The 17,162-nt window shown below is 71.3% G+C and carries 14 protein-coding genes; all 14 read left to right on the top strand.

Annotation, left to right across the window (positions count from 1 at the left end):
* The first annotated feature begins 100 nt into the window (after positions 1-100).
* The 14 genes from nrtL (at position 101) to glyA (ending at position 17,155) form a co-directional block, all read left to right on the top strand.
* A complete protein-coding gene (gene nrtL / locus AB0E07_RS26860; RefSeq protein ID WP_362257274.1) occupies positions 101-1,231 on the top strand; it encodes an ArgS-related anticodon-binding protein NrtL in 1,131 nt (376 codons plus the stop codon).
* Between the two features lie 16 nt (positions 1,232-1,247).
* Positions 1,248-2,639 carry a diaminopimelate decarboxylase gene (gene lysA, locus AB0E07_RS26855; RefSeq protein WP_362257271.1) on the top strand — a complete coding sequence of 464 codons (1,392 nt, stop codon included), beginning with the start codon at positions 1,248-1,250 and terminating at the stop codon, positions 2,637-2,639.
* Between the two features lie 158 nt (positions 2,640-2,797).
* On the top strand, positions 2,798-4,090 hold the full coding sequence (locus AB0E07_RS26850) for a homoserine dehydrogenase (protein WP_362257268.1): 1,293 nt from the start codon (positions 2,798-2,800) through the stop codon (positions 4,088-4,090).
* Between the two features lie 6 nt (positions 4,091-4,096).
* The gene (gene thrC, locus AB0E07_RS26845) at positions 4,097-5,155 is read left to right on the top strand and encodes a threonine synthase (RefSeq protein ID WP_362257265.1); all 1,059 of its coding nucleotides are present in this window, start codon (positions 4,097-4,099) and stop codon (positions 5,153-5,155) included.
* A gap of 228 nt (positions 5,156-5,383) precedes the next feature.
* Entirely contained in the window at positions 5,384-6,313 is a 930-nt protein-coding gene (gene thrB / locus AB0E07_RS26840; protein WP_362257357.1) for a homoserine kinase, read from the top strand.
* A 408-nt stretch (positions 6,314-6,721) separates the two neighbouring features.
* Entirely contained in the window at positions 6,722-8,734 is a 2,013-nt protein-coding gene (rho, locus tag AB0E07_RS26835; protein ID WP_362257263.1) for a transcription termination factor Rho, read from the top strand.
* 190 nt (positions 8,735-8,924) lie between these two features.
* Positions 8,925-10,685, top strand: a complete 1,761-nt coding sequence (locus tag AB0E07_RS26830; protein ID WP_362257354.1) for a trypsin-like serine protease — start codon at positions 8,925-8,927, stop codon at positions 10,683-10,685.
* Between the two features lie 205 nt (positions 10,686-10,890).
* On the top strand, positions 10,891-12,027 hold the full coding sequence (locus tag AB0E07_RS26825; RefSeq protein WP_362257260.1) for an LCP family protein: 1,137 nt from the start codon (positions 10,891-10,893) through the stop codon (positions 12,025-12,027).
* Between the two features lie 159 nt (positions 12,028-12,186).
* Complete coding sequence (gene rpmE, locus AB0E07_RS26820; protein ID WP_362257257.1) at positions 12,187-12,408, top strand: 50S ribosomal protein L31; 222 nt, start codon at positions 12,187-12,189, stop codon at positions 12,406-12,408.
* A 109-nt stretch (positions 12,409-12,517) separates the two neighbouring features.
* Positions 12,518-13,594 carry a peptide chain release factor 1 gene (gene prfA / locus AB0E07_RS26815; RefSeq protein WP_362257254.1) on the top strand — a complete coding sequence of 359 codons (1,077 nt, stop codon included), beginning with the start codon at positions 12,518-12,520 and terminating at the stop codon, positions 13,592-13,594.
* Between the two features lie 31 nt (positions 13,595-13,625).
* A complete protein-coding gene (gene prmC, locus AB0E07_RS26810; RefSeq protein ID WP_362257251.1) occupies positions 13,626-14,471 on the top strand; it encodes a peptide chain release factor N(5)-glutamine methyltransferase in 846 nt (281 codons plus the stop codon).
* 52 nt (positions 14,472-14,523) lie between these two features.
* Positions 14,524-15,171: an L-threonylcarbamoyladenylate synthase gene (locus AB0E07_RS26805; protein WP_362257248.1), complete on the top strand. Its 648-nt coding sequence runs from the start codon at positions 14,524-14,526 to the stop codon at positions 15,169-15,171.
* Positions 15,168-15,848, top strand: a complete 681-nt coding sequence (locus tag AB0E07_RS26800) for a protein-tyrosine-phosphatase (protein WP_362257245.1) — start codon at positions 15,168-15,170, stop codon at positions 15,846-15,848. The genes AB0E07_RS26805 and AB0E07_RS26800 overlap by 4 nt, the downstream gene beginning before the upstream one ends.
* A gap of 65 nt (positions 15,849-15,913) precedes the next feature.
* Positions 15,914-17,155: a serine hydroxymethyltransferase gene (glyA, locus tag AB0E07_RS26795; protein ID WP_362257242.1), complete on the top strand. Its 1,242-nt coding sequence runs from the start codon at positions 15,914-15,916 to the stop codon at positions 17,153-17,155.
* The last annotated feature ends 7 nt before the right edge of the window (positions 17,156-17,162 follow it).

The raw sequence follows: 17,162 nt of genomic DNA, 5'->3' as shown, positions 1-17,162 counted from the left end.
CCCCCGCTACCGGTGAGGTGTCTCGTCTCACCGTCCATATGCCGGACCATCGCCCAAACCCGCTCGCTTACCCACCCCCCTTCTCCCCTACGCTTGTCCCGTGACCCCCGTCGAGCTCTCCCGTACCGTGCTGCGCGCGGTGCGTCGTGCTGTCGACGACGGGGAACTGCATGTCGCCGTGCCGGAGCGGGTGGTCGTGACCGCGCCGGGGCCTGGTGGGTGCGGTGACTACGCCACCAATGTCGCCCTTCAGCTGGCCGGGCCGGCCGGGCAGCCCCCGCGACGGGTCGCCGAGATCCTCCGGCCCCATCTGGTCGGGGCGGACGGCGTCGCCGATGTCGTCGTCACCGGGCCCGGGTTCATCAACTTCAGTCTGCTCGGCAGCGCGCCCGGCGCCCTCGTGGAGGAGATCCTGCGGCGCGGACCGCGGTACGGGCATGTGGACGGTGCCGGCGGGGACGTCGTGCAGTTGCACTGTCCGCGCGAGGTGCGGGCCGTCGTGGTGATGGACGTCGTGGCCCGGTTGCTGCGGTCCCAGGGTGCGCTGGTGCGCGGCAGCTGTGAGGGGCGGCCGGAGGCCGACTGGGAGGACGTGCTCGGTGTGCGCGTCGACGCTTACGGGCGGCCCGGGGCCCCCGCGCCGCTCGACGTCAACGTACGTCCCGTGCCCGCCCCCTCCGATCCGTGTCCGCTCGGGCGCGACGCCGGCCGCTGGGCGCTGCTGCACCCCGCCGCCCACGACCGGCCCCGTATCACCGACGAGCACCTCGTCCAGCGCGAGACCAACCCCCTCTTCCGGGTCCGCTACGCCCACGCCCGCACCCGCGCCCTCACCCGCAACGCCGCCGACCTCGGCTTCACCTCCGGTGGTCCGCGGGACGCGGGAGACTGGGGCGCCGACCGCCCGGACGACGGCGCCCGCGACGCCACCGACCTCGGATCCACGGCGGAGCCCACCGCCCCGCACACCCCCGGCCCCCTCGTCACCGCCCTCGCCGACCACCCCCGTATCCTCGCGGCCGCCGCCGCGCACCGCGCTCCCGACCGGCTGGCCCGGCACCTCGTCGACGTCGCCGATGCCGTGCTCGTCCTGCTGCCCGCCGTGCTGCCGCGCGGTGCCGAGAAACCCTCGGCCGCCCACCGCGCCCGGCTCGCGCTCGCCGAAGCCGCCGGGGCGGTGCTGGCCGGTGGCCTGACCCTGCTCGGCATCGACGCACCCGAACACCTCTGAGGAAGCCACCACAGTCATGAGCCGTTCCGCACACCCCGCCGGGCCCCGTCACGCCGATGTCCTCCCCGAGGGGCACTACTCCGGTCCGCCGGCCGACCTCAACGCCCTCGACGCGAAGGTGTGGGCCCAGACCGTCGGCCGCGGCGAGGACGGCGTGGTCACCGTCGGCGGGATCGACGTGAACCGGATCGCCGAGGAGTTCGGCACCCCCGCCTACGTCGTCGACGAGGCCGACTTCCGGGCCCGCGCGCGGGCCTGGCGCTCCGCCTTCGGCACCGAGGCCGACGTCTTCTACGCGGGCAAGGCGTTCCTGTCCCGGGCCGTCGTGCGCTGGCTGCACGAGGAGGGGCTCAACCTGGACGTGTGCTCCGGCGGCGAGCTGGCCACGGCACTGTCCGCCGGGATGCCCGCCGACCGCATCGCCTTCCACGGCAACAACAAGTCGCCCGAGGAGATCGAGCGGGCCGTGCGGGCCGGGGTCGGGCGGATCGTCCTCGACTCCTTCCAGGAGATCGTCCGCGTCGCGCACATCGCCCGTGAGCTGGGCCGGCGCCAGCGCGTGCAGATCCGGATCACCGTCGGCGTCGAGGCCCACACCCACGAGTTCATCGCCACCGCGCACGAGGACCAGAAGTTCGGCATCCCGCTGGCCGGCGGACAGGCCGCGGAGGCCGTGCGCCGGGCCCTCCAGCTCGACGGGCTCGAACTCATCGGCATCCACTCCCACATCGGCTCGCAGATCTTCGACATGAGCGGGTTCGAGGTCGCCGCCCACCGGGTCGTCGGGCTGCTCAAGGACATCCGGGACGAGCACGGGGTCGAGCTGCCCGAGATCGATCTCGGCGGCGGGCTCGGCATCGCCTACACCAGCGACGACGACCCGCGGGAGCCGCACGAGATCGCCAAGGCCCTCACCGAGATCGTCACCAGGGAGTGCGAGTCGGCGAAGCTGCGCACGCCCCGGATCTCCGTGGAGCCCGGCCGCGCCATCGTCGGCCCGACCGCGTTCACCCTGTACGAGGTCGGCACCCTCAAGCCCCTCGACGGGCTGCGCACCTATGTCTCCGTCGACGGCGGCATGTCCGACAACATCCGCACCGCGCTCTACGACGCCGAGTACAGCGTGGCCCTGGTCTCCCGCACCTCCGACGCCGAGCCGATGCTCGCGCGCGTCGTCGGCAAGCACTGCGAGAGCGGGGACATCGTGGTGCGGGACGCGTTCCTGCCGTCCGACCTGGCACCGGGCGACCTGATCGCCGTACCGGCGACGGGCGCCTACTGCCGTTCGATGGCCAGCAACTACAACCACGTGCTCCGGCCCCCGGTGGTGGCCGTGCACGAGGGCGAGGCCCGGGTGATCGTCCGGCGGGAGACGGAGGAGGACCTCCTGCGTCTCGACGTCGGATGAGTCCGGGCCGACCGGGCGACGAGGGCCGGGCGGAAGATTTTCCGTCCCGGCCTGCCAACATAATGAAATAGACATCTCACGATCCGGACCGGGGGCAGAAACTCCGGTCCGGTGAGTGAGACTGGTCCCACCGCAGAAGGTAAAGGAAACGAGGTCGGATGATGCGTACGCGTCCGCTGAAGGTGGCGCTGCTGGGCTGTGGAGTGGTCGGCTCAGAGGTGGCGCGCATCATGACGACGCACGCCGACGACCTCGCCGCCCGCATCGGCGCCCCCGTGGAGCTGGCCGGCGTCGCGGTGCGGCGGCCCGACAAGGTGCGCGAGGGCATCCCGCGCGAGCTGATCACCACCGACGCCACCGCGCTCGTCAAACGCGGCGACATCGACGTGGTCGTCGAGGTCATCGGCGGGATCGAGCCCGCCCGCTCCCTCATCACCACCGCCTTCGAGCACGGCGCCTCCGTCGTCTCCGCCAACAAGGCCCTCCTCGCCCAGGACGGCGCCAACCTGCACGGGGTGGCCGAGGCCCACGGCAAGGACCTCTACTACGAGGCCGCCGTCGCCGGCGCCATCCCGCTGATCCGCCCGCTGCGCGAGTCCCTCGCCGGGGACAAGGTCAACCGGGTGCTCGGCATCGTCAACGGCACCACCAACTTCATCCTCGACAAGATGGACTCCACGGGCGCCGGCTACCAGGAGGCCCTCGACGAGGCCACCGCCCTCGGGTACGCCGAGGCCGACCCCACCGCCGACGTCGAGGGCTTCGACGCCGCCGCCAAGGCCGCGATCCTCGCCGGCATCGCCTTCCACACCCGGGTGCGCCTCGACGACGTCTACCGCGAGGGCATGACCGAGGTGACCGCGGCCGACTTCGCCTCCGCCAAGGGCATGGGCTGCACCATCAAACTGCTCGCCATCTGCGAGCGGGCCGGGGACGGCGCCTCCGTCACCGCGCGCGTGCACCCCGCGATGATCCCGCTGAGCCACCCCCTCGCCTCCGTGCGCGGCGCGTACAACGCGGTGTTCGTCGAGTCCGACGCCTCCGGCCAGCTCATGTTCTACGGTCCCGGCGCGGGCGGCGCCCCGACCGCCTCCGCCGTCCTCGGCGACCTCGTCGCCGTCTGCCGCAACCGGCTCAGCGGCACCACCGGACCCGGCGAGTCCGCCTACGCCGCGCTGCCCGTCTCGGGCATGGGCGATGTCATCACGCGCTACCACATCAGCCTCGACGTCGCCGACAAGCCGGGTGTGCTCGCCCAGGTGGCGACCGTCTTCGCCGAGCACGGGGTCAGCATCGACACCGTCCGGCAGCAGGGCAAGGACGGCGAGGCGTCCCTCGTCGTAGTGACGCACCGTGCGTCCGACGCGGCCCTCGGCGGCACCGTCGAGGCGCTGCGCAAGCTCGACACCGTGCGTGGTGTCGCCAGCATCATGCGGGTCGAAGGAGAGTAACCAGCAATGACTCACCAGTGGCGCGGAATCATCGAGGAGTACCGGGACCGGCTGCCGGTTTCGGAGACCACGCGGGTCGTGACGCTGCGCGAGGGCGGTACGCCGCTCGTGCCCGCGCAGGTGCTCTCCGAGCGCACGGGCTGCGAGGTCCACCTCAAGGTGGAGGGCGCCAACCCCACCGGTTCCTTCAAGGACCGCGGCATGACCATGGCCATCACGCGGGCCAAGGAGGAGGGCGCGAAGGCCGTCATCTGCGCCTCCACCGGCAACACCTCGGCGTCCGCCGCCGCCTACGCGGTACGCGCGGGTATGGTTTCGGCCGTTCTGGTGCCGCAGGGCAAGATCGCGCTCGGCAAGATGGGCCAGGCCCTGGTGCACGGCGCGAAGATCCTCCAGGTCGACGGGAACTTCGACGACTGCCTCACGCTCGCCCGCTCGCTGAGCGACAACTACCCCGTGGCGCTGGTCAATTCGGTCAACCCGGTACGTATCGAGGGCCAGAAGACGGCCGCCTTCGAGATCGTGGACATGCTGGGCGACGCCCCCGACATCCACGTCCTGCCGGTCGGCAACGCCGGCAACATCACCGCGTACTGGAAGGGTTACACCGAGTACGCGGCCGACGGTGTCTCGAAGCGGACCCCGCGCATGTGGGGCTTCCAGGCCTCCGGCTCCGCGCCCATCGTGCGCGGCGAGGTCGTCAAGGACCCGTCGACCATCGCCACCGCCATCCGGATCGGCAACCCCGCCTCCTGGCAGTTCGCGCTCAACGCCCGGGACGAGTCCGGCGGCCGGATCGACGAGGTGACGGACCGTGAGATCCTGCGCGCCTACCGGCTGTTGGCCGCCCAGGAGGGCGTCTTCGTGGAGCCGGCGTCGGCCGCGTCCGTCGCCGGTCTGCTGAAGGCCGCCGACCAGGGCCTGGTCGACCCGGGCCAGCGGATCGTCTGCACCGTGACCGGCAACGGTCTGAAGGACCCGGACTGGGCCGTCGCCGGCGCCCCGCAGCCGGTCACCGTCCCCGTCGACGCGGCGACCGCCGCGGAGCGGCTCGGCCTGGCCTGACCGCCCCGGCACAGGGGTGCACGGGGGGCTTACGACACGCATCGTGCGCCTCCTGTGCGCCCTATGTCGCCACAGAACCTTCCTTCGATACGCTGTACCGAACCCGCCCGCCGCATATGCCCGAGCATCCGGCGCCGCGCCGTCTCCACGGCCCGAGGGTCCTTCCGTACGTATCGAGTGTCTTCGACCATCACGCACATCACGCAGCTCAAGGAGAGTCATCGCAAGATGGCCGGTCCCGCCTTCCGTGCCGCCGCCGTCCGGGTGCGCGTTCCCGCCACCAGCGCCAACCTCGGCCCGGGTTTCGACGCCCTGGGCCTGTCGCTGGGGCTCTACGACGACGTCGTCGTCCGGGTGGCCGACTCCGGGCTGCACATCGACATCGCGGGTGAGGGCAGCGAGACGCTTCCCCGCGACGAGAGCCATCTGCTGGTCCGCTCGCTGCGCACCGCCTTCGACCTGCTGGGCGGACAGCCCCGCGGTCTGGAGATCGTCTGCGCCAACCGCATCCCGCACGGCCGCGGCCTCGGCTCCTCCTCCGCCGCCATCTGCGCGGGCATCGTCGCCGCGCGTGCCGTGACCATAGGCGGCGAGTCCCGGCTCGACGACGCGGCGCTGCTGGAGCTCGCCACCGAGATCGAGGGCCACCCCGACAATGTCGCGGCCTGTCTGCTCGGCGGTTTCACGCTCTCCTGGATGGAGGCCGGCGCCGCGCGGGCGATCAGGATGGACCCCGCCGATTCCGTCGTTCCGGTGGTTTTCGTGCCCGGGAAGCCGGTCCTCACCGAGACCGCGCGCGGTCTGCTCCCGCGTACCGTCCCGCATGTCGACGCCGCCACCAACGCGGGCCGTGCCGCCCTGCTCGTCGAGGCCCTGACCAGGCGCCCCGAGCTGCTGCTGCCCGCCACCGAGGACCGGCTGCACCAGGAGTACCGCGCCCCGGCCATGCCGGAGAGCGCCGCGCTGGTGGAGCGGCTGCGGGCCGACGGGATCCCGGCGGTCATCTCCGGGGCGGGACCCACCGTGCTGGCGCTGGCGGATGCCGACAGTGCCGACAAGGTGGCCGATCTGGCGGGCGGGGGCTGGGCCGCGAACCGGCTGGAACTCGACGCACGCGGAGCGAGCGTGCTGCCGCTCGCTCCTTCCGGCGACATCTGAATACGTCCGGTTGCCGGATTTCGAGAGGGGGAATGTTTGTTGGATCCGGTAGTGTTAACCTCAAGTCTGCACCCGACCCCACCATGGCGAGGTGCTTTGTGTCCCCGTCCGGGACAGACATTCTTCCGGGAGCCTCCCAAGTCGCACTGTGTTCCGTACGACGTACGCGGGCAGTACCTCGTACACGAGCACTGAGCGACTCGCCGGGCACGCTCCGGAGCCGGTGCGACCGAGCCACGTGACACGGACAAGCGGTGTCACTGCTCTGGGAAGCGCCATCACCGATTATTTCTTCCGCCGCTTTGGCGGACCACCGCCCCGGCCGGTCCACGACAGGGACCAAGGCCGGACAGCACAACCGGTCGCCGAGCCAGACAGGCCGACGTCCGCTCCAGGGAAGGACCCTTCGTGAGCGACACCACCGATCTGATGGGCGCACGTGTCGAGGAGACCGCTGCCGCGCCCGCCACGGACGCCTCCGCGCCTGCCACCGGTGCCGGCTCCCGGCGGCGCCGCGGTACCGGCCTTGAGGGCATGGTGCTGGCCGAGCTGCAGCAGGTCGCATCCGGCCTCGGCATCAGGGGCACCGCGCGTATGCGCAAGAGCCAGCTGATCGAGGTCATCAAGGAGGCGCAGGCCGGAGGCGGTGCCCCGGCCAAGACCGCCGAGGCGGCCACCGAGACCAAGCCGAAGCGCCGGGCCACCTCCAAGGCCCGTACGGGTGACGAGGCCCCCGCCAAGAAGGCGGCGAAGGCCGAGACGCCCGCCGAGCAGGCCGTGGCGCAGCAGCAGATCGAGATTCCCGGCCAGCCCGCCGGTTCCCGGGCGAACGCGGACGAGTCCGGCGCGGACGACGCCCCGGCCGAGCGCCGCCGCCGTCGGGCCACCGCCGACGCCGGCGCCCCCGCCTCGGCGCCGGAGACGATCGCCGCCGAGGCCAAGGGCGAGCAGTCGAAGGCCGACGCGTCGGCGCAGCCGCAGGGCGACGCCGAGGGCGGCGAGGGCCGTCGCCGCGACCGCCGTGAGCGCGGCCGGGACCGTGACCGCGGTGACCGCGGTGGCGACCGCGGCGACCGTCGCAAGGGCGACGACCAGCAGGGCGGCCAGCGCGGCGGCCAGCAGCAGGGTCAGCAGCAGGGCGGCGGCCGTCAGGACCGCAACACCGGCCCGCAGGACGACGACGACTTCGACGGCGGACGCCGTGGCCGTCGCGGCCGTTACCGCGACCGCCGTGGCCGTCGCGGGCGCGACGAGGTGCAGGAGCCGCAGGTCGCCGACGACGACGTGCTGATCCCCGTCGCGGGCATCCTCGACATCCTCGACAACTACGCGTTCATCCGGACCTCCGGCTACCTGCCCGGCCCGAACGACGTGTACGTCTCCCTCGCCCAGGTCCGCAAGAACGGCCTGCGCAAGGGCGACCACGTCACCGGCGCGGTCCGTCAGCCCAAGGAGGGCGAGCGCCGCGAGAAGTTCAACGCGCTGGTCCGCCTGGACTCCGTCAACGGCATGGCGCCCGAACACGGCCGTGGCCGCCCGGAGTTCAACAAGCTCACCCCGCTGTACCCGCAGGACCGCCTCCGTCTGGAGACGGACCCGGGCGTGCTCACCACCCGCATCATCGACCTCGTGTCGCCGATCGGTAAGGGCCAGCGCGGTCTGATCGTGGCCCCGCCGAAGACCGGCAAGACCATGATCATGCAGGCGATCGCCAACGCGATCACCCACAACAACCCCGAGTGCCACCTGATGGTCGTCCTGGTCGACGAGCGTCCGGAAGAGGTCACCGACATGCAGCGGTCGGTCAAGGGCGAGGTCATCTCCTCGACCTTCGACCGCCCGGCCGAGGACCACACCACGGTCGCCGAGCTCGCCATCGAGCGCGCCAAGCGTCTGGTGGAGCTGGGCCACGACGTCGTCGTGCTGCTCGACTCGATCACCCGCCTGGGCCGCGCCTACAACCTGGCGGCGCCGGCCTCCGGCCGCATCCTGTCCGGTGGTGTCGACTCGACCGCCCTGTACCCGCCGAAGCGCTTCTTCGGTGCGGCCCGCAACATCGAGGACGGCGGTTCGCTGACCATCCTCGCCACCGCGCTGGTGGACACCGGGTCCCGCATGGACGAGGTGATCTTCGAGGAGTTCAAGGGCACCGGCAACATGGAGCTCAAGCTCGACCGGAAGCTCGCCGACAAGCGCATCTTCCCGGCGGTGGACGTGGACGCGTCCGGTACCCGTAAGGAAGAGATCCTGCTCGGCAACGAGGAGCTCGCGGTGGTCTGGAAGCTGCGGCGGGTGCTGCACGCGCTCGACCAGCAGCAGGCGATCGAGCTGCTGCTCGACAAGATGAAGCAGACCAAGTCGAACGTCGAGTTCCTGATGCAGATCCAGAAGACGACGCCGACGCCCGGAAACGGCGACTAGTCGCCCGGATCCTTCTGGGTCGTCCGTCGGCCGCGGGCCGTCCGCGACTGATCGCGCAGTTCCCCGCGCCCCTTGGGGCGTAAGGGCCGCCCCCTGTTCAAGGGGGCGGCCCTCTGCGTTGCCGGGGCCGGGGGTACGATCTCGCTCTTCGAACTTGTGATCCCGAGGGGGGACATTCGTGGGTACAGCCATGTCCGGGGGCGGACGGCACAGACGCCGGATACGGATCGCCCTGCCCGTGGCCGCGGCCGGTGTGGTCGCCGCCGTCGGCGCGGCCCTGCTGACCTCGTCGGCCGGTGCCGCCCCCGCGCAGCCCAGCCCGCCCGCCATGACGAGCACCGGGTCCCCGACGCTCGCCGAGCTGGAGCGGCGCATCGCCGGAGCCGTCGCCTCCGACGACATCGCCGGGGAGGACTCCGCGAAGTCCTCGTACGGCAGCTCCTCCGTGGTCGACGCGAAGATCATCGGCGGTTCCACCACGAGCATCACCAGCGCGCCGTGGATGGCCCAGCTCTGGTACTACGACGAGGCCAGGGACCTCGGCTTCTTCTGCGGCGGCGCGGTGGTCTCGCCGACGAAGATCCTCACCGCAGCGCACTGCGTCCAGGGCTACAACTGGAACGCGTACGGCGCGGTCGTCACCGGCGCCACCCGGCTGCCCGACGAGGACCTCAACGGCGGCACCGCCACCGGCGTCCTGCGCCAGTGGAACCACCCGTCCTACAGCGCGCGGACGATCGACAACGACATCGCGGTGCTCACCCTGGCCAACCCGGTCAAGGCGACCCCGATCCGGATGACGACGTCCACCGACACCGCCTCCTACGCGGCCGGGACCAGCGCCAAGGTCTACGGCTGGGGCCGCACCAGCTCCACCTCGCAGGACATCTCCGAGACGCTGAAGACGGCCACCCTGCCGATCCAGTCCGACGCGACCTGCACCGGTGCCTACGGCCCCGACTTCGTCAAGAGCCACATGGTCTGCGCGGGCCTGCCCGCCAGCGGCAGCGACAGCGGCACCACCTCCGCCTGCAACGGCGACTCCGGCGGCCCGCTCGTGGTGAACAACCGCATCGTGGGCGTCGTCTCCTGGGGTGTGCAGGACTGTGTCGCCAAGGGCGCCTACAGCGTCTTCGCCAAGGTCAGCACCTACGTCGGCGCGGCCTGGCCGCGGGTGGACGACACCAACCTGAGCTTCGACGACAAGGCCGACCTGTGGGTGCGCAACGCGTCCACCAAGACCGGCTACGAGAAGGACTCCAAGGGCACGTCCTTCGGTGCCCGCCAGTCCTGGGGCTGGTGGCCCCACAACGTCATCCTCCAGAGCGACTTCAACCGCGACGGCTTCCAGGACATGATCGTCCGCCGCAGTTCCGACGGGGACGTGTTCTGGAAGCACTGGGTGCCTTCCAGTGGCTCCTGGGCCACTTCCAAGCTGCGCGACGGATGGGGGAGCCGCTACCGCATCGTGGCACCCGGTGACGTCACCGGCGACTACCTGCCCGACCTGATGTGCATCGACTCCAGCGGCCGGATGTGGGTCTACAAGGGCACCGGCACCGGCGGTTTCTCGGGACGTGTCCAGGTCGGTTCGGGCACCGGCTGGAAGCAGTACGACCAGGTGGTCGGCCACGGTGACTTCAACGGTGACGGAAAGAACGACCTGATCACGCGGACCCGCAGCAACGGCGCCGTCTACCTGTACAAGGGCACGGGCTCGGCCTCGGCCCCCTTCGCCGCGCGGACCAAGGTGCGTACCTGGAGCAGCACGGGTTACGACAAGCTCGCCGCGATCGGTGACATCACCGGCGACGGCAAGGCCGACCTGCTGGCCCGTACACCCGGCGGCACGCTCTACCTCTACAAGGGCACCGGCAAGGCCACCAGCGAGATCTTCGCCACAAGGGTGTCGGTCGGCACCGATTTCAAGCAGTACGACATCTTCGGCTGACATCGCAGGTGAGCGGGGCCTCTGCCCGTTATGACCCAGCACGCGCTGTGGCCGCCCTTTCACAGGGCGGCCACAGCGCGTTGTGCAACCCTTTCCCGGGTTTCGCCGTCTGACCGGGCGGAGCGACCATGGTGCGGTAGGGACAACCGACCACGCCTGACCCTGAAAGCTGGGGGTAACCGACCGGACGAGAGCCGAGGAGCACATGTCTGCCGAGAGCGCACAGGGGCCTGCCATACCCGGGGACTCCGGTCCCGAGGGCCCGAGCCGTCCCCCCAAGGGGCACCGCCGCAAGCCCCGCGAGAAGCGCAAGGGCCTGCGGATCATGGCCTGGACCGCCGCAGGCATCGTCGTCCTCGGCGGTACCGGAGCCGGGTACGTGTACTTCAAGCTCAACGGCAACCTCGACAGCGTCGACATCGACCAGGCGCTCGGCACCGACCGCCCGACGAAGGTCGACAACGGTTCCGAGAACATCCTGGTCCTCGGCTCCGACACCCGCTCCGGCTCCAACGGCGAGGTCGGCGGCGGCAAGGACGACGGAACCGCCCGCTCCGACACCGCGATGATCGTGCACGTCTACCAGGGCCACAAGAAGGCCGGCGTGGTCTCCATCCCGCGCGACACCATCGTCGACCGCCCCGAGTGCACCGACACCGACGGCACCACCCATGACGCGGCGAGCGGCGTCATGTTCAACTCCGCGTACTCCACCGGCGGGGCCACCTGCGCCGTCAAGACCGTCGAGTCCCTCACCGACCTGCGCATGGACCACTACCTGGAGGTCGACTTCAGCGGCTTCCAGAAGCTGGTCGACGAACTCGGCGGCGTCGAGATCACCACCACCGAGGACATCAACGACTCGGACAGCCACCTCGACCTCAAGGCCGGCACCCACCGGCTGACCGGCGAACAGGCCCTCGGTCTGGTCCGTACCCGCCACGGCGTCGGCGACGGCTCCGACCTCGGCCGCATCCAGCTCCAGCAGGCCTTCATCAAGGCGCTGATCGCGCAGGTCAAGGACGTCGGCCTGTTCACCAGCCCGAAGAAGCTGTACGACCTGGCCGACACCGCGACCAAGACCGTCACCACCGACTCCGACCTCGGCTCGGTGAACAAGCTCCTCTCCTTCGTCAACGGTCTGAAGGGCATCAGCCCCAAGAACATGACGATGGTCACGATGCCGGTCCAGTACGACCCCGCCGACGGCAACCGCGTCCTGGTCGAGGAGGAGAAGGCGGCGCAGGTCTGGAAGGCCCTGAAGGCCGACAAGGCCATCCCGAAGTCGGCCACCGAGGGAACCGCCACCGGCCAGGCGGAGGACGTCGTCAGCGCCGGCTAGCGCCCGCGGCCCCTCCGCGCCGGCCCCGGGAATACCCGGCGGTCACCCCTCGTTTTGGGGGATGGGCCCAGTCCTGGCAGACTGGTACGTCGGTCCCGGTTCACGCCTCCGCATCCCCGCGGCTGCGACCCGGTGCCCTCCCGAAACTAGGAGACTCCCTTGAAGCGCGACATCCACCCCGAGTACGTCGAGACGCAGGTCAGCTGCACCTGTGGCGCGTCGTTCACGACTCGTAGCACCATCACCAGCGGCGCCATCCGTGCCGAGGTCTGCTCCGAGTGCCACCCGTTCTACACGGGCAAGCAGAAGATCCTCGACACCGGTGGCCGTGTGGCCCGCTTCGAGGCCCGCTTCGGCAAGGCTGCCGGCTCCAAGAAGTAGCGAGCCCCATTTCGCCGGTCCACGGCCGCGCCCCCGCCCGGGTGCGTCCGGGACCGGCGTTTTTGGTCGCCCTGCCACTTCCCTTCGTACGCATTTCAGGAGCCGAAAGATGTTCGAGGCCGTCGAGGAACTCGTCGCCGAGCACGCCGATCTGGAGCAGCGCCTCGCCGACCCGTCGGTCCACGCCGACCAGGCCAACGCGCGCAGGCTGAACAAGCGCTACGCGGAGCTCACCCCGATCGTCGCCACCTACCGCTCCTGGAAGCAGACGGGCGACGACATCGAGACCGCCCGCGAACTCGCCGCGGACGACCCGGACTTCGCCGCCGAGGTCAAGGAGCTGGACAAGCAGCGCGAGGAGCTCACCGAGAAGCTCCGGCTGCTGCTGGTCCCCCGTGACCCCAGCGACGACAAGGACGTCATCCTGGAGATCAAGGCCGGCGCCGGCGGCGACGAGTCCGCCCTGTTCGCCGGTGACCTCCTGCGCATGTACCTGCGCTACGCCGAGCGCGTCGGCTGGAAGACCGAGATCATCGACGCCACCGAGTCCGAGCTCGGCGGCTACAAGGACGTCCAGGTCGCCGTGAAGACGAAGGGCGGCCAGGGTGCCACGGAGCCCGGTCAGGGCGTCTGGGCCCGGCTGAAGTACGAGGGCGGGGTGCACCGCGTGCAGCGCGTGCCCGCGACCGAGTCGCAGGGCCGGATCCACACCTCCGCGGCCGGTGTGCTGGTCACGCCGGAGGCCGAGGAGGTCGAGGTCGAGATCAACCCCAACGATCTGCGCATCGACGTCTACCGCTCCTCCGGGCCCGGCGGGCAGTCCGTCAACACCACGGACTCCGCCGTGCGCATCACGCACCTGCCCACCGGAGTGGTCGCTTCCTGCCAGAACGAGAAGAGCCAGCTGCAGAACAAGGAGCAGGCACTGCGTATCCTGCGCTCCAGGCTGCTCGCCGCGGCGCAGGAGGAGGCGGAGAAGGAAGCCGCCGACGCCCGACGCAGCCAGGTCCGCACCGTCGACCGCTCCGAGAAGATCCGCACGTACAACTTCCCGGAGAACCGCATCTCGGACCACCGGGTCGGCTTCAAGTCGTACAACCTGGACCAGGTCCTGGACGGCGAACTCGACGCGGTGATCCAGGCATGCGTCGACGCGGACTCGGCCGCCAAGCTCGCGGCCGCGTAAGGCACGGAGACTTGAGTACCGGAGGACGAGCGTGAACCTGCTGCTCGCGGAGGTGGCGCAGGCCACCCAGCGGCTGGCCGACGCCGGCGTGCCCTCGCCGCGCAACGACGCGGAGGAACTCGCCGCGTTCGTGCACGGCGTGAAGCGTGGCGCGCTGCACTCGGTCAAGGACGCCGACTTCGACGCCCGGTACTGGGAGGTCATCGCCCGCCGGGAGCAGCGCGAGCCGCTCCAGCACATCACCGGCCGCGCCTTCTTCCGGTACCTGGAGCTCCAGGTCGGGCCCGGCGTCTTCGTGCCCCGCCCCGAGACGGAGTCGGTGGTGGGCTGGGCCATAGACGCCGTACGCGCGATGGACGTGGTCGAGCCGCTCATCGTCGACCTCTGCACGGGCTCGGGCGCCATCGCGCTCGCCCTCGCCCAGGAGGTCCCGCGCTCCCGGGTGCACGCCGTCGAGCTGTCCGAGGACGCGCTGCGCTGGACCCGCAAGAACATGGAGGGGTCCAGGGTCGACCTGCGGCAGGGCAACGCCCTCGACGCCTTCCCCGACCTCGACGGCCAGGTCGACCTGGTCATCTCCAACCCGCCGTACATCCCGCTCACCGAGTGGGAGTACGTGGCCCCCGAGGCACGCGACTACGATCCCGAACTCGCCCTGTTCTCCGGCGAGGACGGCCTCGAACTCATCCGCGGTCTGGAGCGCACCGCGCACCGGTTGCTGCGCCCCGGCGGCGTGGTCGTCGTCGAGCACGCCGACACCCAGGGCGGCCAGGTGCCGTGGATCTTCACCGAGGAGCGGGGCTGGGCCGACGCGGCCGACCACCCCGACCTCAACAAGCGGCCGCGCTTCGCCACCGCCCGCAAGGCGACGCCGTGACCGTCCAGACTCTTTTCCCGCAGCAGTACGTGTACGAGGAGGCCCGCTAGATATGGCACGGCGTTACGACACCAACGACGCGACCGACCGCACGACCGGTCTGCGCGAGGCCGCGTCCGCCGTCCGCCGTGGCGAGCTCGTGGTGCTGCCGACGGACACCGTGTACGGCATCGGTGCCGACGCCTTCTCCAAGGAGGCCGTGGGCGACCTGCTCGACGCCAAGGGCCGGGGCCGCAACATGCCCACGCCCGTGCTCATCGGCTCCCCGAACACCCTGCACGGACTGGTCACCGACTTCTCCGAGCTGGCCTGGGAACTCGTCGACGCGTTCTGGCCGGGCGCGCTGACCCTGGTCGCCAAGCACCAGCCGTCCCTCCAGTGGGACCTCGGCGACACCCGGGGCACGGTCGCCGTGCGCATGCCGCTGCACCCGGTCGCCATCGAGCTGCTCACCGACGTCGGCCCGATGGCCGTCTCCTCGGCCAACCTCACCGGGCACCCGGCGCCGGAGGACTGCGACGCCGCCCAGGGCATGCTCGGCGACTCCGTCTCCGTCTACCTCGACGGCGGCCCCACGCCCGGCAACGTCCCCTCCTCGATCGTCGACGTCACCCGTGAGGTGCCGCTGCTGCTGCGCGCGGGCGCGATCTCGGCGGACGAGCTGCGCAAGGTCGTCCCCGACCTCGAGGTGGCGAATTGACAGCCCCTGACGCGGGGCGTGGCATAGGCAACGGGGAACGTGCTGCGGAGATCACGACCACTTTCGTCGGGCTTCCGCGCGACAGCTTCCGCATCCTCCACGTCAGCACCGGCAATGTGTGCCGCTCGCCGATCACCGAGCGGCTGACCCGCCATTTCGTGGCGCAGCGGCTCGGCATCCTCGGCGGTGCGCTGATCGTGGAGAGCGCGGGCACCTGGGGCCACGAGGGCGCCCCCATGGAGGCCAACGCGGAGACCGTGCTGGCCGACTTCGGCGCGGACGCCTCCGGGTTCGTCGGCCGGGAGCTCCTCGACGAACACGTGATCCGGGCCGACCTGGTCCTGACCGCGACCCGGGACCACCGCGCCCAGGTGGTCTCGATGGGCCACTCGGCGGGCCTGCGCACCTTCACGCTGAAGGAGTTCACCCGCCTGGTGCGGGCCATCGACCCGGCGACGCTGCCTCCGCTGGAGGACGGCGTCGTCGAGCGCGCCCGCGCCCTGGTCCGGGCCGCCGCCGCGCTGCGCGGCTGGCTGCTGGCGCCCACCGCGGAGGCGGACGAGGTCTTCGACCCCTACGGCGCCCCGCTCACCTTCTTCCGCTCCATCGGCGACGAGATACACCAGGCGCTGGATCCCGTCGTGACGGCCCTGACCGGAGTACCCGCGCGGATGTAGCCGCGCGGGCCGACGGCACCGGGCCTACATTGGGCTTACGTCACCGTCGACGCCCGGAGCCCACCATGTCGGTCACCCCTGTTCTCGTCGAGGCCGATGTCCTGCGCCGGCAGGATCCCGAGCTGGCGGAGGTCCTGCTCGCGGAACGGGACCGGCAGGCGACGACGCTCCAGATGATCGCCGCCGAGAACTTCACCTCGCCGGCCGTGCTGGCCGCGCTCGGCTCCCCGCTCGCCAACAAGTACGCCGAGGGCTACCCCGGAGCCCGGCACCACGGCGGCTGCGAGCTGGTCGACGTCGCCGAGCGGATCGCGGTCGACCGGGCCAGGGCGCTGTTCGGCGCCGAGCACGCCAACGTCCAGTCCCACTCCGGCTCCTCGGCCGTCCTGGCCGCGTACGCGGCGCTGCTGCGGCCCGGGGACACGGTCCTGGCGCTCGGCCTGCCCTACGGCGGCCACCTCACCCACGGTTCGCCCGCCAACTTCTCCGGCCGCTGGTTCGACTTCGTGCCCTACGGCGTGGACGCCGAGACCGGGCTGATCGACCACGACCAGGTGCGGTCCCTCGCCCGCACGCACCGGCCGAAGGCCATCGTCTGCGGGTCGATCGCCTACCCCCGCCACATCGACTACGCCCTCTTCCGGGAGATCGCCGACGAGGCCGGCGCGTATCTCATCGCCGACGCCGCCCATCCCATCGGGCTCGTCGCCGGGGGAGCGGCGCCCAGTCCGGTGCCGTACGCCGACATCGTGTGCGCCACCACCCACAAGGTGCTGCGCGGTCCGCGCGGCGGGATGGTCCTGTGCGGCGACGAACTGGCCGAGCGGGTGGACCGGGCGGTGTTCCCGTTCACCCAGGGCGGTGCCCAGATGCACACCATCGCCGCCAAGGCCGTCGCGTTCGGCGAGGCGGCGACACCGGCGTTCACCGCGTACGCCCATCAGGTGGTCGCCAATGCCCGGGTCCTGGCCGCGGGACTCGCCGCGGAGGGCCTCGTCGTCACCACCGGCGGCACCGACACCCACCTGATCACCGCCGACCCCGCCCCCCTCGGCGTCGACGGCCGGACCGGGCGCGGACTGCTCGCCGCCGCCGGGATCGTCCTGGACTGCTGCGCCCTGCCGCACGGCGACGCCCGGGGCCTGCGCCTGGGCACGGCGGCGCTGACCACCCAGGGCATGGGGGAGAAGGAGATGGCGCGGATCGCGGCCCTGCTGGCGGGGGTGCTGCGCGGCGAGGCCGAGGCCGTGCGCGTGCGTGAAGAAGTGAGGGAGCTGGCCGCCGGATTTCCCCCGTATCCCGGCTGAGCGGGGG

Origin of the sequence: Streptomyces sp. NPDC048002, assembly GCF_040653275.1 — a bacterium.
Lineage (GTDB): Bacteria > Actinomycetota > Actinomycetes > Streptomycetales > Streptomycetaceae > Streptomyces.
This window is presented reverse-complemented; position numbering and strand designations above follow the sequence as displayed.